The 22,353-nt window shown below is 64.3% G+C and carries 15 protein-coding genes and 1 tRNA gene; 8 read left to right on the forward strand and 8 right to left on the reverse strand.

What is annotated here, in order from left to right; genetic code table 11:
• Window positions 1-101: 101 nt before the first annotated feature.
• The gene (locus L0U83_RS05485) at window positions 102-2,195 is read left to right on the forward strand and encodes a prolyl oligopeptidase family serine peptidase (RefSeq protein ID WP_233881292.1); all 2,094 of its coding nucleotides are present in this window, start codon (window positions 102-104) and stop codon (window positions 2,193-2,195) included.
• 9 nt (window positions 2,196-2,204) lie between these two features.
• Here L0U83_RS05485 and xth read toward each other — a convergent pair whose 3' ends face one another.
• A complete protein-coding gene (gene xth / locus L0U83_RS05490; protein ID WP_233881294.1) occupies window positions 2,205-2,990 on the reverse strand; it encodes an exodeoxyribonuclease III in 786 nt (261 codons plus the stop codon).
• An 83-nt stretch (window positions 2,991-3,073) separates the two neighbouring features.
• Entirely contained in the window at window positions 3,074-3,802 is a 729-nt protein-coding gene (locus L0U83_RS05495) for an SDR family oxidoreductase (RefSeq protein WP_233881295.1), read from the reverse strand.
• Window positions 3,803-3,901: 99 nt separating this feature from the next.
• On the opposite strand from L0U83_RS05495, the gene L0U83_RS05500 reads away from it, so the two are divergent.
• A complete protein-coding gene (locus L0U83_RS05500; protein WP_233881296.1) occupies window positions 3,902-4,522 on the forward strand; it encodes a 2-hydroxychromene-2-carboxylate isomerase in 621 nt (206 codons plus the stop codon).
• Window positions 4,523-4,586: 64 nt separating this feature from the next.
• On the opposite strand, the gene L0U83_RS05505 is transcribed toward L0U83_RS05500, so the two are convergent.
• Window positions 4,587-5,576 (reverse strand): NAD(P)H-dependent flavin oxidoreductase, encoded by a 990-nt coding sequence (locus L0U83_RS05505; RefSeq protein ID WP_233881298.1) that lies wholly within the window; start codon window positions 5,574-5,576, stop codon window positions 4,587-4,589.
• 200 nt (window positions 5,577-5,776) lie between these two features.
• Here L0U83_RS05505 and L0U83_RS05510 point away from each other — a divergent pair, with 200 nt between their 5' ends.
• Together L0U83_RS05510 and L0U83_RS05515 are read left to right on the forward strand one after the other, a co-directional pair.
• Window positions 5,777-6,316 carry a PadR family transcriptional regulator gene (locus tag L0U83_RS05510; RefSeq protein WP_233881299.1) on the forward strand — a complete coding sequence of 180 codons (540 nt, stop codon included), beginning with the start codon at window positions 5,777-5,779 and terminating at the stop codon, window positions 6,314-6,316.
• Between the two features lie 141 nt (window positions 6,317-6,457).
• A tRNA-Met gene (locus L0U83_RS05515) sits at window positions 6,458-6,534 on the forward strand.
• A gap of 128 nt (window positions 6,535-6,662) precedes the next feature.
• On the opposite strand, the gene L0U83_RS05520 is transcribed toward L0U83_RS05515, so the two are convergent.
• Window positions 6,663-7,358 (reverse strand): aspartate/glutamate racemase family protein, encoded by a 696-nt coding sequence (locus tag L0U83_RS05520; RefSeq protein ID WP_233881301.1) that lies wholly within the window; start codon window positions 7,356-7,358, stop codon window positions 6,663-6,665.
• 319 nt (window positions 7,359-7,677) lie between these two features.
• Here L0U83_RS05520 and L0U83_RS05525 point away from each other — a divergent pair, with 319 nt between their 5' ends.
• Window positions 7,678-8,964 (forward strand): amidohydrolase family protein, encoded by a 1,287-nt coding sequence (locus L0U83_RS05525; RefSeq protein WP_233881303.1) that lies wholly within the window; start codon window positions 7,678-7,680, stop codon window positions 8,962-8,964.
• Window positions 8,965-9,045: 81 nt separating this feature from the next.
• Here the strand turns inward: L0U83_RS05525 and L0U83_RS05530 are convergent, their stop codons facing one another.
• The 4 genes from L0U83_RS05530 to fixL form a co-directional block, all read right to left on the reverse strand.
• Window positions 9,046-11,145, reverse strand: coding sequence for a M3 family metallopeptidase (locus L0U83_RS05530; RefSeq protein ID WP_233881305.1), 2,100 nt, complete (start codon window positions 11,143-11,145; stop codon window positions 9,046-9,048).
• A 248-nt stretch (window positions 11,146-11,393) separates the two neighbouring features.
• Window positions 11,394-12,248, reverse strand: coding sequence for a bifunctional methylenetetrahydrofolate dehydrogenase/methenyltetrahydrofolate cyclohydrolase FolD (folD, locus tag L0U83_RS05535; protein ID WP_233881310.1), 855 nt, complete (start codon window positions 12,246-12,248; stop codon window positions 11,394-11,396).
• A 249-nt stretch (window positions 12,249-12,497) separates the two neighbouring features.
• On the reverse strand, window positions 12,498-13,145 hold the full coding sequence (fixJ, locus tag L0U83_RS05540; protein ID WP_233881311.1) for an oxygen response regulator transcription factor FixJ: 648 nt from the start codon (window positions 13,143-13,145) through the stop codon (window positions 12,498-12,500).
• Complete coding sequence (fixL, locus tag L0U83_RS05545; protein ID WP_233881312.1) at window positions 13,142-15,667, reverse strand: oxygen sensor histidine kinase FixL; 2,526 nt, start codon at window positions 15,665-15,667, stop codon at window positions 13,142-13,144. The genes fixJ and fixL overlap by 4 nt, the downstream gene beginning before the upstream one ends.
• A 295-nt stretch (window positions 15,668-15,962) precedes the next feature.
• Between fixL and aceE the strand changes: the two genes are divergently transcribed.
• The 3 genes from aceE to lpdA all read left to right on the forward strand — a co-directional run bounded on the left by aceE (window position 15,963) and on the right by lpdA (window position 22,259).
• Complete coding sequence (gene aceE / locus L0U83_RS05550) at window positions 15,963-18,659, forward strand: pyruvate dehydrogenase (acetyl-transferring), homodimeric type (protein ID WP_233881313.1); 2,697 nt, start codon at window positions 15,963-15,965, stop codon at window positions 18,657-18,659.
• 78 nt (window positions 18,660-18,737) lie between these two features.
• A complete protein-coding gene (aceF, locus tag L0U83_RS05555) occupies window positions 18,738-20,399 on the forward strand; it encodes a dihydrolipoyllysine-residue acetyltransferase (RefSeq protein ID WP_233881314.1) in 1,662 nt (553 codons plus the stop codon).
• A gap of 96 nt (window positions 20,400-20,495) precedes the next feature.
• Window positions 20,496-22,259, forward strand: coding sequence for a dihydrolipoyl dehydrogenase (lpdA, locus tag L0U83_RS05560; protein WP_233881315.1), 1,764 nt, complete (start codon window positions 20,496-20,498; stop codon window positions 22,257-22,259).
• Window positions 22,260-22,353: the final 94 nt, after the last annotated feature.

Below are 22,353 nucleotides of genomic sequence, written 5' to 3' on the forward strand. Positions count from 1 at the left end.
TGCATCGGGCCGGAGTCGCGCAACGCGAGCCGGCCCGATGCGCAGTGCGCCGGCGTGTACACAGGGCATAATCGACGCTGTTTTCCTGTCGACGACCGAATATGCCCGTGACTTCCCCCTGGCCGACCGAGGCCGACCCTTTCCTTTCGCTCGAATCGCTCGACGACCCCGCTGTCATGGCCTGGGTCGAGTCGCAGAACGCGCGCACGCGCGCCGCGTGGCAGGGCGGTGCGCGTTTCGAGGCGCTGGAAAAGCGCCTCGCGCAGGCCTACTTGCCGCGCGAGCGGCCCGTGATCCCGAGCCGCTGGCAGGAGTGGGCCTACGACCTCTGGGAGGACGAGGACAATCCCAAGGGTCTGTGGCGCCGCGCGCTCTGGGCCGACTGGCGTGCACATAAGCCGCAGTGGCAGACGCTCATCGACTTCGATGCACTCGGCGCGAAGGAGGGAATGCCATGGGTGTGCGCGGGCATCGACATCCTTTACCCGGACGGCGACCGTGCCCTGATCCAGCTTTCCGATGGCGGCTCCGACGCGGTGATCGTGCGCGAGTTCGACATCGTGAAGCGTGAATTCGTCGACGATGGCTTCGCCATTGCGAAGGAAGGCAAGCACATCATTTCGTGGATCGATCGCGATACCGTGTACCTGGGATGGGACGCGGGCGGCAAAAGCGGAAAGAAGATGCTCACGCGCTCGGGCTATCCGCGCGAGGTGCGCCGCTGGCCGCGCGGCACGGCGCTCGCTCAGGCGCCCGTGGTGTTCAGCGGCGAGTTCGACGACATCAGCGTGGAAGGCGACTACGATCCGGTCGAAAAGCGCCACGACGTGGTGCGCAGCGTCGACTTCTTCGATTCATATACCTATCGTCTGGATGAACGCGGCGACTGGCAGATGTACGACGTGCCTACGCATGTCTCGGTGGGTGCGTGGCATGGCTGGCTGCTGCTCGAGCCGCGCCTCGACTGGACCGTTTCGGGCGTGACGTACAAGGGCGGGGCGCTGCTCGTGATTCGCGAGGACGCTTTTCTCGCGGGCGATCGCGCGTTCACGGCGCTCTTCACGCCGACTCCCGTGACGTCGGCCTGCGACTGGACCAATACGCTAAACGTCTTGATCGTCTCCTGGCTCGACGATGTGGAGAGTCGCACAATGCTCTGGCAGCCGCAGCAGGAGGATGGCGCGTGGCGCTGGGAGTCCCGGGTGTTTCCGACGCGTGCGAGTTCGCAGGTGGACGTCTCGCCCATCGAAGACACACTCAACGACGAAGTATTCGTCGACGTCGACGATTACCTGCTGCCGCCCGAATACTGGCTCGCCGATCTTGCGCAAACCGATCTCCAGCAGTGGGAATTGCTCGACCGATGGCCCACGCAGTTCGATTCCGGGCCGCTCACGGTCATCCGCTCGCACGCGCGCTCGGCCGACGGCACGAGCGTACCGTTCACCGTGATCGGCCCGAAGGCCGTATTGGAGGGCGAATCACGCAAGGCGTCGCCGTGCCTGCTCACGGGCTACGGCGGCTTCGCGATCGCGCTCACGCCGCAATATCTGGTGGGCTCGGGCATCGGCTGGCTGGAGCAGGGTGGTGTAGTGGCGATCGCGCACATTCGCGGCGGCGGCGAGTACGGCACCGCCTGGCACGTCGAGGCGCAGCGCGAGCATCGCCAGCGCTCCTTCGACGATTTCATCGCGGTGGCCGAACAACTGGCCGCCGATGGCTATACGAGCGCGGCGCGATTGGGTATCAAGGGCGGCAGCAATGGTGGACTGCTCGTAGGCGCGTGCATGGTGCAGCGTCCCGAGTTGTTCGGCGCCGTGGTGTGCGAGGTGCCGTTGCTCGACATGCAGCGTTACCCGCTGCTGCATGCGGGTGCGTCATGGATCGACGAGTATGGCGATCCTGAGGATGCCGAAGAATCGCGCGCGCTCGCCGCTTACTCGCCTTACCACCATGTGAAGCCTGGCGTTGCGTATCCGCCGTCGCTATTCACCACTTCGACGAGCGACGACCGCGTACACCCTTCGCATGCGCGCAAGATGGTCGCGCGCATGGAGAGGCAGGGGCACGCGAACGTCTGGTATCTGGAGAACACCGAAGGCGGTCACGGCCCCGGCAGCGATTCGCTCGAGCGCGCGGAGTATGACGCGCTCGTCTATCGCTTTCTGTGGACCACGCTCTCGGGGAGCTGGTAAGGCGGGCGTTCAGCCAGCAATATCGAGTGTGGCGATGACCGGCGTGTGATCGGACGGCTGTTCCCACTTGCGCGGCACCTTGTCCACTTCGCACGCGGTGAGGTGCGCCGCAAGCGCGGGCGAGAGCAGGACGTGGTCGATGCGCAAGCCCGCGTTGCGGCGAAACGCGAACATGCGGTAATCCCACCACGTGAAGATCTTTTCGGGTTGCTCGAACTGGCGGAACGCATCGACGAAGCCCAGTTCGATCAGCCGGCGGAACTGCGCACGCTCTTCGGGCGACACGAGGTTCTGGCCTTCCCAGGCCTTCGGATCGTGCACGTCGCGATCTTCGGGCGCGATGTTGTAGTCGCCGAGCAGCGCGAGCTTCGGGTAGCGCTGCATTTCCTGCGCGAGCCAGTCGTGCATGGCGTCGAGCCATTGCAGCTTGTACGCGAACTTCTCGGTGCCCGGCGCCTGGCCGTTCGGGAAGTACGCGCTCACCACGCGTACGTCACCAATGGTCGTGGCGATCACGCGTTGCTGCGGATCTTCGAAGCCAGGAATGTTACGCACGACCGTGGCTTCGTCGACGAAGAGCCCTTCGCGCACGAGGATGCCCACGCCGTTATAGGTCTTCTGGCCCGCGAACCAGCTGCGGTAGCCGTGCGCCTCGAGGTCGGTGCGGGGGAACTTGTCGTCGGTGAGCTTCAGCTCCTGGAGGCAGAGCACGTCGGTCTTGCTCTCATTGAGCCAGTCGATGACGTGCTGAAGACGGACCTTGAGGGAGTTGACGTTCCACGTTGCGATTTTCATGTGAGGCTCGATAGGGTGACGGTGTGCTTTCTGTGCACTTCGGCGCCATTATCGCCTGCTTCGCGAAACGGGCGGCAATGGCTTCACCATTGCTCCAGCCATGGCCGCAAGTCGAGTTCGTGCGTCCACGCGTCGCGCGGTTGCTGGTGCAGCGTCCAGTAGGCGTCGGCGATGTGCTCGGGGTTCAGGATGCCGTCGCGTTCCTTGAGCTTGTAGCGCTGGGGGAAATTCTCGCGGATGAACTCGGTGTCGATCGCGCCATCGACGATGATCTGCCCCACGTGGATGCCCTGCGGCCCGAGTTCGCGCGCCATCGACTGCGCGAGTGCGCGCAGTGCATGTTTTGCGCCCGCGAACGCGGCGAAACCCTCGCGGCCGCGCAAGCTCGCGCTCGCGCCTGTGAAGAAGATCGAGCCGCGCTCGCGCGGCAGCATCACTTTTGCGGCTTCGCGTCCCATCAGAAAGCCGGCGAAGCAGGCCATTTCCCAGACCTTGAAATAGACGCGCGCCGTGGTTTCCGTAATGCCGAAGCGCACGTTCGCGCCGATATTGAAGATCGCCACCTCGATGGGCGCGATGCGCGCTTCGATGTCCGCGAAGAGCGCGATCATGTCCTCTTCCTTGCGCGCGTCCGAGCCGAAGGCGTGCGCCTCGCCGCCCTCGGCTTCGATCTGCGCAACGAGCGGCGCGAGCTTGTCGGCATTGCGGCGCGTCACGCACGCGATATAGCCCTCGCGTGCGAAGCGGCGCGCGATCGCGCCTCCTGTGGCGTCGCCTGCGCCGATTACCAGTACGGCTTTCCTTTGCGTCATGGTGCTTGTCTCACTGTCGATAACAGCGGCATGGTTTCAGGTATCTTAGGATGTCGCCGCGCTTGGGCAAAGCCGCGCGAATTCACATGGGGAGACACAATGGGTGATGTGACGGTGCAGTTTTTGTTCGACTTCGGCAGTCCTAACGCGTATCTGTGCCATAAGGTGATCGGCGAGATCGAGGCGCGCCAGCAGATGCGTTTCGACTATGTGCCAATACTGCTTGGCGGCCTTTTCAAGCTGAGCGGCAATCGCTCGCCGGGCGAGGCGTTCGCGGGCATTGAGAACAAGCAGAAGTTCATGATGCTGGAGATGCGGCGCTTCATCGAGCGGCATGGACTCACGGCTTATCGGCGCAATCCGCACTTTCCGGTGAATACGCTGCCAATCATGCGCGGTGCGATTGCGGCGCGGCGCAACGGCACGTTCGAGCGCTACGTCGACCGTATGTTCGCGCACATGTGGGAAGAGGGTCTCAAGATGGACGACCCTGCCGTGATCCGCGCGGCGCTCGAGGCGGACGGTCTCGACGTCACGGCGTTTGAAACGGCGATTCAGGACGCCGATGTGAAAGCCGCGTTGCTGGCGAACACGCAAGCGGCGTTCGAGCGCGGCGCGTTCGGTTCGCCGACGTTTTTCGTCGGCGAGGAGATGTACTTCGGCAAGGATCAGTTGCGCGACGTCGAAGAGAAAATCGCGCGCGTGAAGTCGCGCACATAGGGCGCGCGGCTTCATAACGAGGCGAAGCGGGTGCGGTATAACCGCTCCCGCCTCGCACTGCGCATCAAAGCGCGGCCTGTTCCTCGGCTTGCGGTGCCGCGACCACGCCCAGACGTACGCGCGCTGCCTCATACTCGCGCTTCAAACGCTCGATGAGTTCGGCCGCCGGCACGATGCTCTTCACCGCGCCAATGCCCTGGCCCGAGCCCCAGATGTCCTTCCACGGCTTCACGCGCGTCGAGCCGAAATTCATCGCCGACGGATCCGACTGCGGCAGCGCTTCCGGATCGAGGCCGCTCGCGACGATGCTCTGGCGCAGATAGTTGCCGTGCACGCCCGTGAAGAGATTCGAGTAGACGATATCGCCTGCGGCGCCGTCGACGATCATCTGCTTGTAGGCATCGACGGCATTCGCTTCATGCGTGGCGATGAACGCCGAGCCGATATAGGCGAGGTCGGCTCCCGCCGCCTGCGCCGCGAGAATCGCGTTGCCGTTGCCGATCGCGCCCGAAAGCAACAGGGGGCCGTCGAACCATTCGCGAATCTCGTGGATGAGCGCGAACGGCGAAAGCGTGCCCGCATGGCCGCCTGCACCGGCGGCCACGGCGATCAGGCCGTCCGCGCCTTTCTCGATCGCCTTCTTCGCGAACGTGTTGTTGATGACGTCGTGCAGCACGATGCCGCCCCATGCGTGGATCGCATGGTTGACTTCTTCACGCGCGCCGAGGGACGTTATGACGATCGGCACCTTGTATTGCGCGCAGACGCCCAGGTCGTGCTCGAGACGGTCGTTCGACTTGTGCACGATCTGGTTCACGGCGAAGGGCGCAGCGGGCGCGTCCGGGTGCTTCGCGTTGTACTCGGCGAGTTCGGTGGTAATGCGGTCCAGCCATTCACCCAGCACATGCTCAGGCCGCGCATTGAGCGCAGGGAACGAGCCGACGACGCCCGCCTTGCACTGGGCGATCACGAGATCGGGATTCGAAATGATGAAAAGCGGCGAGCCGACGACCGGAATCGACAGGCCGCGGCGCAGCACGGCGGGCAGGGACATCCATATCTCCTTGACTGGGGCGGCGGCCGGGTGCGGCCTCCGTCGCGTGATTTGATTCGTGATGCGTTGCGCCGGCGTGCGAGCCGGCTGGCAGGCTTAAACATAGCAAAGCCGTCGAAACTATGCAACCAGTTGCATAGTGGAAAAATTCGATCCGCAACAGATCCGGTCTCGGGTGGGGCGTGGTTTAGAATCGCCGCATGTCGACGCCGCACGCCATCCTCATCGCCTTGCTGGAAAAGCCTTCGTCGGGCTACGACCTCGCGCGCCGCTTCGATCGCGCAATTGGCTACTTCTGGCATGCCACGCATCAGCAGATCTATCGCGAACTGGGCCGCATGGTCGAGGCGGGGTGGGTGTCGGTCATCGAGGACGAGACGGCCGCGGCGTCGCGCAAGAAGGTGTATTGCGTGTTGCCGGTGGGGCGCGATGAGGTGGCGCGATGGGTGCGCGAGACAGCGCTCGACCTCGACTCGCGTAATGTGTTCCTGCTCAAGCTGCGTGCCGATGCCGTGATCGGGCCGCTCGGTCTCGCTGAGGAACTTGCGAGGCTCATCGCCGAAAATCGCGCGCGGCTTGCGACTTATCGGGAGATCGAGCAGCGCGATTTCAGCGCGGCTTCGCTCACGCGCGGCCAGCAGCTGCAATATGCGATCCTCAAGGCTGGCATTCATACGCAGGAGATGTGGCTTGCCTGGGCGGAAGAGGTGCGGCCGCTGGTGGAGCCCGCCGAGGCGTAGTGAAATTTGCCAAGGTATCCGAAGTAATTCGATATGGCGCTATCGTCATGTTGTTGGACATCGAAGGCGTCGTGTATCGATCGTGTGAAAAGATACTTGACGAAGTGGCACAAGCGCCTTATACTTCTTTTCTCTGACGGACGCGGGGTGGAGCAGTCTGGCAGCTCGTCGGGCTCATAACCCGAAGGTCGTAGGTTCAAATCCTACCCCCGCAACCAAACGTCTTAAGTAGCAAGGCCTCGCGCCAATCAATGAACCCGCTTCTAGCGGGTTTTTTGTTTTCTGCATCTGCTCTTTTCAAGAGCATCGGGCCGATCCGAGGCAACGAACACCACCACTAAGCGGCTCAGGCTCCAATCGCCCAATCCACTGCGGCCTGCGCATGCAACGCAGTGGTGTCGAATACCGGCAGCGCCGAATCGTTCTGGCCGATTAGCAGCGTAATTTCCGTGCAACCGAGAATGACCGCCTGCGCGCCGCGTGCCGCGAGGTCTTCGATCACGCGCTGATACACACCGCGCGATTGCGCATCCACATTGCCGTGACACAACTCGTCGTAGATGATGCGATGCACGTCCGCGCGATCGTGTTCGTTCGGCACGATCGCTTCAATGCCATGCGCCTCGCGCAATCGCCCCACGTAGAAGTCCTGTTCCATCGTGTAGCGCGTGCCGAGCAGGCCCGCTCGCGTGAAGCCCGCGGCGCGCAGCGCGTGGCCGGTCGGGTCCGCGATATGCAAAAAGGGGATCGAGATCGTCGCCTCGATCGCCGCGCGCACGCGGTGCATCGTGTTCGTCGCGAGCAGCACGATGTCGGCGCCCCCGCGTTCGAGCTGTTGCGCGGCCTCGGCCATCTGCACGCCGAGCGCGTCCCAGTCACCGGCGCGCTGGAGTGCTTCAACCTGCGCGAAGTCCACCGTCACCATCAGACTGCGTGCGTTGTGATGACCGCCCAGGCGCGCCTTAGCGTGACGGTTCAGCAGCCGGTAATACTCGGCCGACGATTCCCAGCTCATCCCCCCAATCACGCCGATTGTTTTCATCGATACGTTCCTCATTCTCGTGGACGGTTCAGTCCGCACGAGTATAGGCCGGCTCGGCCAGCAGTACAGAGACGGTATGGCCGTTCCGGGGCGGTACGGCAGCAGATAAAGGGCTCGGACACGTGTCTTCAAAATGGCACTGTGCGCGCTCAGTTCGCGCTCTTCGACGACGATCCCGCGGAAGACGGCGGCCCGATCGCGCTCGTGTGCTGTTTTCGCATAGGAATCACGCCGCTGGCGACGTCATTCTGGCGCCGATAGAATCGACGCGAGTCAAAACGACAGCGCCAAGCCACCCCGCCAGAACAAGGAGCCGCAGATGGACCTGATCATTCGCCGCGCGGTGCTCGCGCATGCGCATCCCGCTGGGTATCCCACGGTGGATATCGGCATTGAGGCAGGGCGCATTGCCGCCGTGGAACCGCATCTCGCGGCGGCGGCGCACGACGAGGTCGATGTTGCGGGTGCGCTCGTGAGCGCGCCATTCGTCGACGCGCATTTCCACATGGACGCCACGCTCTCGTATGGCCTGCCGCGCGTGAATGCGTCGGGCACGCTGCTGGAGGGCATTGCGCTGTGGGGCGAGCTCAAGCCGCATCTCACGCAGGAGGCGCTCGTCGAGCGCGCGCTTCAGTACTGCGACTGGGCCGTCGCGCGCGGGCTGCTCGCAATCCGCTCGCACGTCGATGTCTGCGACGCGCGATTGCTCGCGGTCGAAGCGCTGCTCGAAGTGAAGCGCCGTGTCGCGCCGTATCTCGATCTTCAGCTCGTGGCGTTTCCGCAGGATGGCGTGTTGCGTAGCCCCGGTGCATTCGAGAATCTCAAGCGCGCGATCGCGATGGGTGTCGACGTGGTGGGCGGCATTCCCCACTTCGAGCGCACGATGGCGGATGGTGCCGAATCGGTGCGCCTGCTCTGCGAGTTCGCGGCCGAAAAGGGTCTGCGCGTGGACATGCATTGTGACGAATCCGACGATCCGCTTTCGCGCCACATCGAAACGCTCGCGGCGCAAACGCAGCGCCTCGGCCTGCATGGGCGCGTGGCCGGTTCGCATCTCACGTCGATGCATTCGATGGACAACTACTACGTGAGCAAGCTGATTCCGCTCATGCGCGAATCCGGTGTCGCGGCGATTGCGAATCCGCTCATCAACATCACGCTGCAAGGGCGCTCCGATACTTACCCGAAGCGGCGCGGCATGACGCGCGTGCCCGAGTTGATGGCGGCGGGCGTGACCGTGGCGTTCGGCCACGATTGCGTGATGGACCCGTGGTACAGCTTCGGCTCGGGCGACATGCTCGAAGTCGCGCACATGGGCCTGCACGTCGCGCAGATGACTGGCACCGACGCCTCGCGCGCCTGCTTGGACGCAGTGACCGTGAATGCCGCGGCGATCCTCGGCCTCGAAGGCTATGGCGTGGCGGCCGGTTGCGAGGCGAACCTCGTGGTGCTCGACGCGCGCGATCCCATCGAGGCGATCCGGCTGCGTGCGGCGCGGCTTGCTGTCGTGAGCCGGGGCAGGGTGGTGAGCCGGCAACCCGCGCAGCGCGCGGCGCTTTCGCTCGAAGGGCGGCCGGAAAGCGTCGATTTCAAGCTGCATCGATAAAACGCGAGGCAAAAAAACCGCGCATGGGTTTCACACCCATGCGCGGTTTTCGTTCGGATCGCTTACCAGCGAGTCACAGGGTCATTGCTGTGCCGGTGGCTGCTCCATGCCGTTGTGACGCAACAGCGCGTCAATGTTCGGCTCGCGGCCGCGGAAGGCCTTGAACGACTCCATCGCCGGACGGCTGCCGCCCACTTCCAGAATTTCCTTGCGGTAGCGCGTGCCGGTCGCTTCGTCGAGCACGCTCGACTTCGCGGCTTGCGCGGCTTCCTCGAAGGCCGCGTAGGCGTCGGCGGAGAGCACTTCGGCCCACTTGTAGCTGTAGTAGCCTGCCGCATAGCCGCCCGCGAAGATGTGGCTGAACGTGTTCGGCCAGCGCGAGAACGGAGTCTGCGGTATGACGTGATAGCGCTCGTTGATCTCGCGCGCGAGGTCGTTCGCGCTCTTGCCCTTCGAAGCGTCGAAGTCGACGTGCAGCGCCATGTCGAACATCGAGAACACGATCTGGCGCAGCGTGCCGAGACCGCTCTGGAAGTTCTTCGCGGCAAGCATCTTGTCGAAGAGTTCGCGCGGCAGCGGCTTGGCGGTTTCGACGTGCGAGCTCATTTCGCGCACCACGTCCCATTCCCAGCAGAAGTTTTCCATGAACTGCGAGGGCAGTTCGACGGCATCCCACTCCACGCCGTTGATGCCCGATACGCCCAGTTCGTCCACACGCGTGAGCATGTGGTGCAGGCCGTGCCCGAACTCGTGGAAGAGCGTGATGACTTCGTCGTGCGTGAAGCACGCGGGGCGGCCGCCCACCGGGGCCGAGAAGTTGCACGTGAGATACGCGACGGGCGTTTGCACGCCGTTGCCTTCGAGCTTGCGGCGCGAGCGCGCGTCGTCCATCCATGCGCCGCCGCGTTTGCCTTCGCGCGCGTAGAGGTCGAGATAGAACTGCGCGACGAGCGTGCCATCCGCGTTTTCCACGCGGAAGAAACGCACATCGGGATTCCACACCGGTGCGCTGTCCGGGCGGATGCGCACGCCGAACAGCGTTTCCGTGACCTTGAAAAGGCCCTGCAGCACGAAGTCTTCCGGGAAGTACTGCTTCACCTCGTTCTCCGAGAACGAGTAGCGCTTCTGGCGCAGACGCTCGGCGGCGAACGCCATATCCCACGGTTCGATCTGCGCGAGGCCCAGTTCGCTCGCAGCAAATTCGCGCAGTTCTGCCCAGTCTTTTTCGGCGTGCGGGCGCGCGCGCGTGGCGAGGTCTTCGAGGAAGCTCATCACCTGAGCCGGCGTTTCCGCCATCTTCGGCGTGAGCGAGACTTCGGCGAAGTTGTTGTAGCCGAGCATCTTCGCTTCTTCGGCGCGCAGCTTCAGTTGCTCTTCGATGATTGCTGTGTTGTCCCATTCGGCCTTGCCGGCGCCGTAGACGGGGCCGAGTTCGGACGCGCGCGTGACGTAGGCGCGATACATGGTCTCGCGCATCGCGCGGTTTTCCGAGTATTGCAGCACCGGGAAGTACGAGGGGAAGTGCAGCGTGAACTTCCAGCCTTCCTTGTTCTCGCGCTCGGCGGCTTCGCGCGCGGCGGCGATCACGTCCTCGGGCAGGCCCACGAGTTCAGCTTCGCTCGTCGCGAAGAGCGCGAAGCCATTGGTCGCGTCGAGCACGTGGTCGGAAAAGGCTTTGGCGAGCGCGGCCTGGCGCTCCTGCAGTTCGGCGAAGCGCGGCTTCTGTTCTTCGGGAAGCTCGGCGCCCGAAAGGCGGAAGTCGCGCAGCGAGTTGTCGAGGATCTTCTTGCGCTCGCCCGAGAGCAGTTCGAACGAGTTGTGATTCGTGATGGCCTTGTACTTCTTGAAGAGCTCGAGATTCTGGCCGACGCTCGACCAGAATTCGGTCACACGCGGCAGGTTCTCGCCGTGGGCGGCGCGCAGTTCAGGCGTGTCAGCGACGGCGTTCAGGTGACCGACCACGCCCCAGGCGCGCGAAAGCGGCTCGCTGGCGCGCTCGACTGGCTCGACCACGTCGCTCCATTGCGAGGGCGTCATGGGCTGCGCGGCGCGCTCGACCGCGGCCTTTGCGTTCGCGAGCAGCACGTCGAGCGCGGGCGTCACGTGCTCCGGGCGGATTTCGCCAAAGCGCGGCAGGCCGGTGAAATCGAGGAGCGGATTGTCGGAGGGGGTAGTAGCCATGATGCTTCCTGTTCCTGTCTGTCGCGGGTTAGGGGACCGGGTCGCGGCATGCGCGCGCGTCCGATAGTTCGGTTATTGGGGCGTCAAGCACGCTTTCCAACCGGGTTATCCGAGCAAATTAACAGATGTGACGCAACGGCGGCGAAATCCCTGCCCGCATGGCGCGCGCTGGCGGCGCCCGAAAAAGAAAGCGGCCCGTGATGGGCCGCTTCGAGAATGTCATGCTGTGACGCGTGGCCGCGCGGGGCTTACGCTGCTGCCGCGCGCTCCGCGGCTTCAATCGTGTTCACGAGCAGCATGGTGATGGTCATCGGGCCGACGCCGCCCGGCACCGGCGTGATGAAGCCGGCCACGTCCTTCAGGCCGGCGAAATCGACGTCGCCGCAGAGCTTGCCGTTGTCGTCGCGGTTCATGCCCACGTCGATCACGGTCGCGCCGGGCTTGATCATGTCGGCGGTCAGCACGTTGCGCTTGCCCACCGCGGCGACCACGATATCGGCGTCGCGCGTGTGCTTCGCGAGGTCGCGCGTCTTGCTGTGGCAAATCGTGACCGTCGCGCCCTTTTCGAGCAGCAGCAGCGCCATCGGCTTGCCGACGATGTTCGAGCGGCCGATCACCACCGCGTTCGCGCCTTCGAGCGGGATTTTGTATTCCTCGAACATCTTCATCACGCCATAGGGCGTGCAAGGGCGAAAGAGCGGCTGGCCCGTCATGAGCGCGCCCGCGTTGGCGACGTGAAAGCCGTCCACGTCCTTTTCGGGCGCGATTGCCTCGATCACCTTGTGGCTGTCGATGTGCTTCGGCAGCGGCAGTTGCACGAGAATGCCGTTGATCTTCGGGTCGCGGTTCAGTTCGTCAATGCGCTTGAGCAGGTCGGCTTCGGAAAGCGACTCCGGATAGCGGTCGTACGACGAGTAGAGGCCGTTGTCTTCGCAGGCCTTGATCTTGTTGCGCACATAGACTTCGCTCGCCGGATTGTCGCCGACCAGCACGACGGCGAGTCCCGGCTGATGGCCGCGCGCGGTGAGGGCGGCGGCGCGCGTGGCGACTTCGGCGCGCAGTTTTTTGGAGAGGGCGTTGCCGTCGATGATAGTGGCAGTCATGGTCGGTCGAGGTCGAGAGTGGGCGATGCGGGGCACGTGCGGGGCACATATGGGCGCCAGCGCTGGCGCGCGTGGGGAAGCGCGCGAGCGGCATGGGGCGGGCGCCATTCGAAGGGCGACATTATACCCGCGCGGCGGGCCTGCTCCGGCGTGAACGGACGATGGGCGAGGGAAGAGCGTTGCGGCGAGACGCGGCGGGCCGCATCCGCGCACCGTGGCGCGCGCGGATGCAGCCCGGGAAAGAGGCGCTTACTGCTGCGCCTGTTGCGGCTTGTTGGAGAGCGCGAGACGCAGCAGGTCGGCGACCGTGTTGACGTTGAGCTTCTCCATGATGTTGGCCCGGTGCGCTTCCACCGTCTTGATGCTGATGCCGAGGTCGTCGGCGATCTGCTTGTTCAGGCGGCCCGCGATGATGCGCTCGAGCACCTGATGTTCGCGCGCCGTGAGCTTGCCGAGGCGCTCGGCGGTAGCGCGCTGTTGCTGCACGTTGGTGCTTTCGTTGCGAGCCTTGTCGAGCATGCGCTCGACGAGCTTGCGCAACTCGGCCTCGTCGAAGGGCTTCTCGATGAAGTCCATCGCGCCTTTCTTCATGGTCGAGACGGCCATCGGCACGTCGCCGTGGCCCGTCACGAAGATGATCGGCAGCGAGGCGTTATCCGCGATCAGACGCTCCTGCAGTTCGAGGCCGCTCATGCCCGACATGCGCACGTCGAGAATCAGGCAGGCGATTTGTCCGGCCTGCTGCGCCGGTTGGTAGCCCTCGAGGAACTCCTCCGCGCTATTGAAACACTGGACGCGGTAGCCGTTCGCTTCGAGGAGCCAACGCAGGGAGTCTCGTACTGCCTCGTCGTCATCGACAACAAAGACGGTTTCCTGGGTGGTGACTGGGCTGTTCATGGCTCTCCCGTAACGGTTTGTGGAGTCGGTTCGTCGGTGGTCCGCGAGGGGGTGTCCGATTCGCCGATGGGCAGACTGCAATGGAACGTAGCGCCGCTGATGTGGCCGTCGGATTCGACGTTGTTGACCACCCAGAGACGCCCGCGGTGCGATTCGATGATGGAACGGCAGATGTTCAGGCCCATGCCCATGCCGTCCGACTTGGTACTGTAGAAGGGCTCGAAGAGGCGCTCGGCCGTGGCTTCGTCGACGCCCGGGCCCTGATCGACCACGCTGATGCACACGTTGCCGCCTTCGCGCTTCACGATCACACGAATCACTGGGTCGATCGCCGAATCTGGCAAATTCGGGCGCGCTTCAGCCATGGCTTCTGCTGCGTTCTTCAGCAGATTGACGAGCACCTGTTCGATCAGCACCGGATCGACGTAGATCACGGGCATGCGCGAGCGCATGTCGGTCACGATGCGGATGCGGCGCTTGCGCGCTTCAATCTCGGCGAGACCCACCGCATCGGCGACGATGTCGGCCACGCGCGTGGCCTGGCGCTTGGGTTCGGAGCGCTTCACGAACTCGCGGATGCGCTTGATGATCATGCCCGCGCGCACGGCTTGCTGGGCCGTTTTCTCGAGCACCGGCAGCAGGTTGTCAGGTGCGGCGCGGCCCGACTTCACGAGCGCGACGGTGCCTGAAGCATAGTTGTTGATCGCGGCGAGCGGCTGGTTCAGCTCGTGCGCGAGCGACGACGCCATTTCGCCCATCGTCATGAGGCGGCTCGTGAACTGGAGCTTTTCGTCCTGCTGGCGGGCCAGTTCCTGCGCCTGCTTGCGCGTGGTGATGTCGGTTGCGATCTGCATCTGCGCGAGGTGGCCGTCCACCCACTGGATGTACTGGCGGCGCACTTCGAACCACTTCTGGATGCTCTCGACGTAGACCTCCTGGGCGTCCGCCGTGCTCTCGGTGAGCGCGGTGGCGGGCAGGCCGGCGAAGGCGTCGACCATGTCGATCGAGTCCGAGGAAGCGCTTGCCGAATCGAAGCCGCCGCCGCCCGCGAGTTCCAGATGGCCGTCCGGGCGGATGCCGAACAGGTGGCGGTAGTAGCGGTTTGCAAACAACAGTTCGGCCTCGTCGGCGGCGAGCACCGAGACGGCGGCGTCGAGGCTTTCCAGCACCGTGGTGAAGCGCTCGTGCGCGGCGGCGAGTTCTTCGCGTGCGCGCTTGGGCTCGGTGATGTCGGTCATCGACGACATCCAGCCGGTCTGGCGGCCCGAGCTGTCGATGAGCGGCGAGACATAAAGCCGCGCGTGGAATTGCGAGCCGTCCTTGCGGCGCACGCGCAACTCGAAGCCCGAAGAGGGCGCCTTGCCGCGCAGCGTCATGTCGAGCTGGCGCTGCATTTCGGGGTAGGCGTCTCGCGGCCAGTACGGGAACGGCGCATTCTTGCCGACGAGGTCGCTTTCGTCCCAGCCGGTCATGCGGCAGAACGCCGGGTTCACGTGCGTGATGCGCCCATGCATGTCGAGCACGCGCATGCCGATCAACACCGAATTTTCCATGGCGCGCCGGAAGAACGCTTCCGCGTATAGCGCCTGCTGCGCCTCGAAGCGCTGGCGCGTGTGCTTCCACAGGCTCCAGAGACTCCACAACACGAAGCACGACAGACCTGCGACCAGCCACACGAGCGTGTTGTTCGTGAAGTTGGTCATCTGCGGGTACGAGTACACGCGCACCGAAACGCCTTGGCCCGGCGGATCGAGCGGCAGGTCGTAGTAGACGTCGCGCGGCAGGCGCGGACGCGTCGAGGTGGTGGCGAGCTCGCGGTTGTTCGCGTCGAGAATCGAGATCTTGTACTTGGCCGACAGCTCGGGCGGGATGTCGTGCTTCAGGATGCCTTCGACCGAGAACACGGCCGCGATCGAACCAAGAAATTCCCGATCGCGGTATACCGGCGTCTGCAGCGTGATGTAGCCGTTGCCGACGTCGTCGTAAATGAGCGGCGAGTACACCTGGCGGCGCGTGGCGCGCGCCTCGGCGAAAGCGGCCTTCACGGCCTCGTCCATTTGCGCGTCGTTCGGTTTAGCCAGGCGCTGGCCGAATACCGGCATCGCCGTGTTGGGCCAGCGCGGCTCCTCCTGGCTCGTGTACCAGTTGAGATAGAGGATCTCGGGATGGCCCTGCATGATGTCCGTGGTGGACGTCTGGAAATACTGCGGATCGCTATGTCCCGCGGCCAGGTCGCGAGCCAGCGCCTGCAGCTGCTCCTGCGCGCCGGTCATGGAAAGCCGGATCTGCTGCTGGGCCCACGCCACGTTGCGGTAGAGCGTGTCTTCCTGCTGCTGTTGTTCGCGGCGGTTCAGGCTCCACAAGATCAGGCTCATGACGATCAGAAACACGACGATCGACAGGAGCGGCGTCAGCAAATAGGAGTTCGACCACCAGGGTCCGTGGTGCCAGCGAGATGGCGACGACTCGCCGGGCGTTCCGGGCGGCCGCGCCGAGCGTGCGAAAAGCCGTTCGGTCAACATGGCAAGGATTGTAGCTCAGCGTAAGACACGGAAATGGCGCGAAAAAAGCCGTAAATCGCAGACAAACGGGCGCAAACTGGCCGTTATCGGCTCAGGGGCGCGATCGATTAAGCGTGCGCTGCAACAATTTTTCGCATTATAAAATCGCATCTCGCAATTCGAAAATTTTGTTGCGCGATGGTCAGGGGGGTCATTACAATCGCCCCGAAGCTGCTGCGGTTGGCCCGGTCACGTCTTAAGCGTCGCCGCCCGCATGGTCCGATCAACAGCGTTCCCCTACATCCAGGAGACGAGCATGTCCGCTGTACCCGACGAAGTCCTCAAGTACGTTGCCGCCGACAAGGACGAGGATCCTCAGGAAACCGCCGAATGGCTCGAAGCGCTGGACGGCGTCATTTCGACTGTCGGTCCTGATCGCGCCCACTACCTGATCGAAAAGCAGATCGAATTCGCCCGTGTGCACGGCGAGCATCTGCCGTTCTCGGCGAACACGCCGTACATCAACACGATCCCCGTCGCCAATCAGGCCAAGAACCCGGGCGACCAGGACATCGAACACCGCATCCGCTCGTACACGCGCTGGAACGCCATGGCCATGGTGCTGCGCGCGGGCAAGCACACGAACGTGGGCGGCCATATCGCCTCGTTCGCATCGGCGGCCACGCTTTACGACGTCGGCTACAACCACTTCTGGCGCGCGCCGTCTGCTGAGCATGGCGGCGACCTCGTGTTCGTGCAGGGCCACTCGTCGCCGGGCGTCTACTCGCGCGCGTTCCTGCTCGGCCGCCTGACCGAAAAGCAGCTCGACAACTTCCGCCAGGAAGTGGGCGGCGAGGGCATCTCGTCGTATCCGCACCCGTGGCTGATGCCTGACTTCTGGCAGTTCCCGACCGTCTCGATGGGTCTCGGCCCGATCATGGCGATCTACCAGGCGCGCTTCATGAAGTACCTGCAGGCGCGCGGCATCGCGAAGACCGACGGCCGCAAGGTCTGGGCCTTCCTCGGCGACGGCGAAACGGACGAGCCGGAATCGCTCGGCGCGATCGGCATGGCCGGCCGCGAGCGTCTGGACAACCTCGTGTTCGTCATCAACTGCAACCTGCAGCGCCTGGACGGTCCGGTGCGCGGCAACGGCAAGATCATCCAGGAACTCGAAAGCGAGTTCCGCGGCGCCGGCTGGAATGTCGTCAAGGTCATTTGGGGCAGCCGCTGGGACGCGCTCTTCGCACGCGACAAGACGGGCGCGCTCATGCGCCGCATGATGGACGTCGTCGACGGCGAGTACCAGACGTACAAGTCGGAGTCGGGCGCGTTCGTGCGCGAGCACTTCTTCAACACGCCTGAACTGAAGGCGCTGGTCGCCGACTGGTCCGACGACGACATCTGGAACCTGAACCGCGGCGGCCACGACCCGCACAAGATCTACGCGGCGTTCCACGAAGCGTCGAACTCGAAGGGCCAGCCGACCGTCATCCTCGCGAAGACGATCAAGGGCTATGGTATGGGCGAAGCCGGCCAGGCCATGAACATCACCCACCAGCAGAAGAAGATGCAGGTGGATCAGCTCAAGAAGTTCCGCGACCAGTTCCGTCTGCCGATCACGGACGAGCAGATCGTCGACGTGCCGTATCTCACGTTCGAAGAAGGCTCGAAGGAACTCGAGTACATGCGCCAGAAGCGCATGGACCTGGGCGGCTACCTCCCGGCTCGCCGCCAGAAGGCCGAGTCGCTGCCGGTGCCGGCGCTCGACGCGTTCGAGCCGCTGCTCAAGGGCACGGGCGAAGGCCGCGAGATCTCCACGACGATGGCGTTCGTGCGGATCCTGAACATCCTGCTCAAGGACAAGGCGCTCGGCAAGCGCGTCGTGCCGATCGTGCCGGACGAGTCGCGTACCTTCGGTATGGAAGGCCTGTTCCGCCAGATCGGCATCTGGAACCAGCAAGGCCAGAAGTATGTGCCGGAAGATTCCGACCAGCTAATGTTCTACAAGGAATCGGAAACCGGTCAGATCCTGCAGGAAGGCATCAACGAAGCCGGCGGCATGTCGGACTGGATCGCAGCTGCGACGTCGTACTCGACGCACGGCGAGATCATGATCCCGTTCTACATCTTCTACTCGATGTTCGGCATGCAGCGCATCGGTGACCTCGTGTGGGCCGCAGGCGACATGCGTTCGCGCGGCTTCCTGTTGGGCGGCACCGCTGGCCGCACGACGCTCAACGGCGAAGGTCTGCAGCACGAAGACGGCCACTCGCTCCTGTGGGCGGCTTCGGTGCCGAACTGCGTGAGCTACGACCCGACGTTCGGCTATGAACTCGCGGTCATCATGCAGGACGGTCTGCGCCGCATGGTGCAGGACCAGGAGGACGTGTTCTATTACGTCACGGTGATGAACGAGAACTACGAGCACCCGGCGATTCCGCAGGGCGAGAGCGTGGCGAACGACATCATCAAGGGCATGTATTCGTTCCGCAAGGGCGACGCGAACGCCAAGGCGCCGCGCGTGCAGCTCATGGGCGCGGGCACGATCTTCAACGAAGTGATCGCTGCGGCCGACCTGCTGAAGAACGACTGGGGCGTCGAAGCCGACCTCTGGAGCGTGCCGAGCTTCACCGAACTCGCCCGTGAAGGTCACGAAGCCGAGCGCTGGAACCTGCTGCATCCGAGCGAGCCGCGCCGCGAATCGCACGTCGAGAAGCTGCTCAAGGACACGCAAGGTCCGATCATCGCTTCGACCGACTACGTGCGTGCGCTGGTCGACCAGATCCGTGGTCTCGTGCCGCGCAAGTTCGTGGTGCTCGGCACCGACGGTTTCGGCCGCTCGGACACGCGCGAAAAGCTGCGTCACTTCTTCGAAGTCGATCGTTACTGGACCACGGTTGCGGCGCTCAACGCGCTCGCGGACGAAGGCAAGATCGAGCGCAAGGTGGTTGGCGAGGCGATCGCCAAGTACAACCTCGATCCGTCCAAACCCAACCCGATGACCGTCTAACCCATCACCCCTGTGCATGGCATGTGCGCCTCCCCGAAGCGGGGAGGCGTGTCGTATGCGGCCCCGGAGACACTAACAATGAGTCAAGCGATCGAAGTCAAGGTGCCGGACATCGGCGATTACAAGGACATTCCTGTGATCGAGGTGCTGGTGAAGGCGGGCGATACCGTCGAAAAAGAGCAGTCCCTCATCACGCTCGAGTCGGACAAGGCGACCATGGATGTGCCGAGCCCGGCGTCGGGCACGGTCAAGGAAGTGAAGGTCAAGGTCGGCGACAACGTGTCGGAAGGCTCGCTCGTGCTGGTGCTGGACGGTGCCGGCGCAGCCGCGGCGCCCGCCGCCGCCGCGAAGGCAGAGAAGGCCGCTCCTGCCGCAGCACCCGCGCAAGCGGCGGCTCCCGCCCCGGCTGCAGCGCCTGCCGCGAGCGGCGGCGTGCAGTCCGTCAAGGTCCCCGATATCGGCGACTACAAGGACGTACCGGTCATCGAGATCGGCGTGAAAGTCGGCGACCGCGTCGAGAAGGAGCAGTCGCTCGTCACGCTCGAGTCGGATAAGGCGACCATGGACGTGCCGAGCCCGGTGGCCGGCGTCGTCAAGGAAATCAAGGTCAAGGTCGGCGATAACGTGTCCGAAGGCACCGAGATCGTCGTCGTTGAAGCGGAAGGCGCCGCGGCTCCTGCCGCCGCACCGGCTGCGAAGCACATCGAAGAACCGTCGGACGCGCCCCAGCATGAGCCGGCCAGGCCCGCGGCCGCCGCGCCGTCGGCACTCGCGCAGGCGCCGATCATTCCGGCAGGCGAAGGCGGCACGCGCCGTCCGAGCCATGCATCGCCCTCCGTGCGCAAGTTCGCGCGCGAACTCGGCGTGGATGTTGGCCGCGTGACGGGCACGGGTCCGAAGGGCCGCATCACGCAGGACGACGTCACCGCGTTCGTGAAGGGCGTGATGACGGGCGCGCTCGCCGCGCCCGCTGGCGCAGCCGCTGCACCGGCTGCGGGCGGTGCGGGCCTGAACCTGCTGCCGTGGCCGAAGGTCGACTTCACGAAGTTCGGCCCGATCGATACGCAGCCGCTTTCGCGCATCAAAAAGATCTCCGGCGCGAACCTGCACCGCAACTGGGTCATGATCCCGCACGTCACGAACAACGACGAAGCGGACATCACCGAACTCGAAGCGCTGCGCGTGCAGCTGAACAAGGAGAACGAGAAGGCGGGCGTGAAGTTCACGATGCTCGCGTTCGTCATCAAGGCCTGCGTTGCCGCGCTGAAGAAGTTCCCGGCGTTCAACGCGAGCCTCGACGGCGACAACCTCGTCTTCAAGCAGTACTACCACATCGGTTTCGCCGCCGACACGCCGAACGGCCTCGTCGTCCCGGTGATCCGCGACGCGGACAAGAAGGGTCTTGCCGACATCGCGAAGGAAATGGCCGAGCTGTCGAAGCTCGCACGCGAAGGCAAGCTCAAGCCGGACCAGATGCAGGGCGGCTGCTTCTCGATCTCGTCGCTCGGCGGCATCGGCGGCACGCATTTCACGCCGATCATCAACGCACCGGAAGTGGCGATCCTCGGCCTGTCGAAGAGCGCGATGAAGCCGGTGTGGGACGGCAAGCAGTTCGTGCCGCGCCTCACGCTGCCGCTGTCGCTCTCGTACGATCACCGCGTGATCGACGGCGCAGCTGCCGCGCGCTTCAATGCGTACCTCGCTTCGATCCTCGGCGATTTCCGCCGCGTGATTCTGTAAAACCGATTTGACCGGCTCGCGCCGCCCTCGCCGCACGTTCATGACGTGTGCGTGGCGGTTGGCGCGGCCGGTCATCCTTTAGGGGTAGGGGACACCATGAGTCTCGTCGAAGTGAAAGTGCCGGATATCGGCGACTTCAAGGACATCGACGTCATCGAAGTCAACATCAAGGCGGGCGACGTCATCGAGAAGGAGCAGACGCTGCTCTCGCTCGAGTCGGACAAGGCCACGATGGAAGTGCCCAGCGACGTCGCGGGCACCGTCAAGGAAGTGAAGATCAAGGCTGGCGACAAGGCTTCGCAAGGCACGGTGATCGCGCTGGTCGAAGCAGCCGTTGGCGCGGCCGCGCCTGCGCCGAAGGCCGAAGCGCCCAAGGCTGCTGAAGCGCCGAAGGCAGCCGAAGCACCGAAGGCAGCGGCACCGCAAGCCGGCAGCTTCAGCGGCAGCGCCGACGTCGAATGCGACATGCTCGTGCTCGGCGCGGGTCCCGGCGGCTATTCTGCGGCGTTCCGCTCCGCCGACCTCGGCATGAAGACCGTGCTGGTCGAGCGTTATTCGACGCTCGGCGGCGTGTGCCTGAACGTGGGCTGCATTCCGTCGAAGGCGCTGCTGCACACGGCGCTCGTGATCGACGAAGCCGAAGCGCTCGGCTCGCACGGCATCACGTTCGGCAAGCCGCAGATCGATCTGGACAAGCTGCGCGACTTCAAGTCGGGCGTCGTCAAGAAGCTCACGGGCGGCCTCGCCGGCATGGCGAAGGCGCGCAAGGTCGAAGTCGTGACTGGCGTGGGCTCGTTCCTCGATCCGCACCATATGGAAGTGGCGGGCGAGAACGGCAAGAAGATCGTCAAGTTCAAGCAGGCGATCATCGCTGCCGGCTCGCAGGCCGTGAAGCTGCCGTTCATGCCGGAAGATCCGCGCGTGGTCGATTCGACCGGCGCACTGGAGCTGCGTCAGATTCCGCAGAAGATGCTCGTGATCGGCGGCGGCATCATCGGTCTGGAAATGGCGACCGTCTACGCGACGCTTGGCGCGCAGATCGACGTCGTTGAAATGCTCGACGGCCTGATGGCCGGCGCGGACCGCGATCTCGTGAAGGTCTGGGAAAAGTACAACGCGAAGCGCTTCGCGAACGTCATGCTCAAGACCAAAACGACGAATGCTGAGGCGAAGGACGACGGCATTTACGTGTCGTTCGAGGGCGAGAAGGCGCCGGCCGAAGCGCAGCGCTACGACCTCGTGCTGGTCGCCGTGGGCCGCTCGCCCAACGGCAAGAAGATCGGTGCGGACAAGGCGGGCGTGGCGGTGACGGATCGCGGCTTCATCGAAGTCGACAAGCAGATGCGCACCAATGTGCCGCACATCTTCGCGATCGGCGACGTGGTCGGCCAGCCGATGCTCGCGCACAAGGCGGTGCATGAAGGCCATGTGGCGGCGGAAGCGGCGCACGGCGAGAAGGCGTACTTCGACGCGCTGCAGATTCCGTCGGTGGCCTACACCGATCCGGAAGTGGCGTGGGCCGGCAAGACCGAGGACCAGTGCAAGGCCGAAGGCATCAAGTACGGCAAGGCGGTGTTCCCGTGGGCCGCTTCGGGCCGCGCGATCGCCAACGGCCGCGACGAGGGCTTTACCAAGCTGATCTTCGACGAAGAGACGCATCGCGTGATCGGCGGCGGTATCGTCGGCCTGAACGCGGGCGATCTCATCAGCGAAGTGTGCCTCGCCGTGGAAATGGGCGCAGATGCGACCGACATCGGCAAAACGATCCACCCGCACCCGACGCTGGGCGAGTCGATCGGCATGGCCGCCGAGCTGTACGAGGGCGTCTGTACCGACCTGCCGCCGCAGAAGAAGAAGTAAGTCCGTGCCGCGCCGCTTGTTGCGGCGCGCATGAAGAAACGGCGCACTCCGTGAGGAGTGCGCCGTTTGCATTTGGGGTAACGCTCGGTGCTGC

Origin of the sequence: Paraburkholderia flagellata (assembly GCF_021390645.1) — a bacterium.
GTDB classification, from domain to species: domain Bacteria; phylum Pseudomonadota; class Gammaproteobacteria; order Burkholderiales; family Burkholderiaceae; genus Paraburkholderia; species Paraburkholderia flagellata.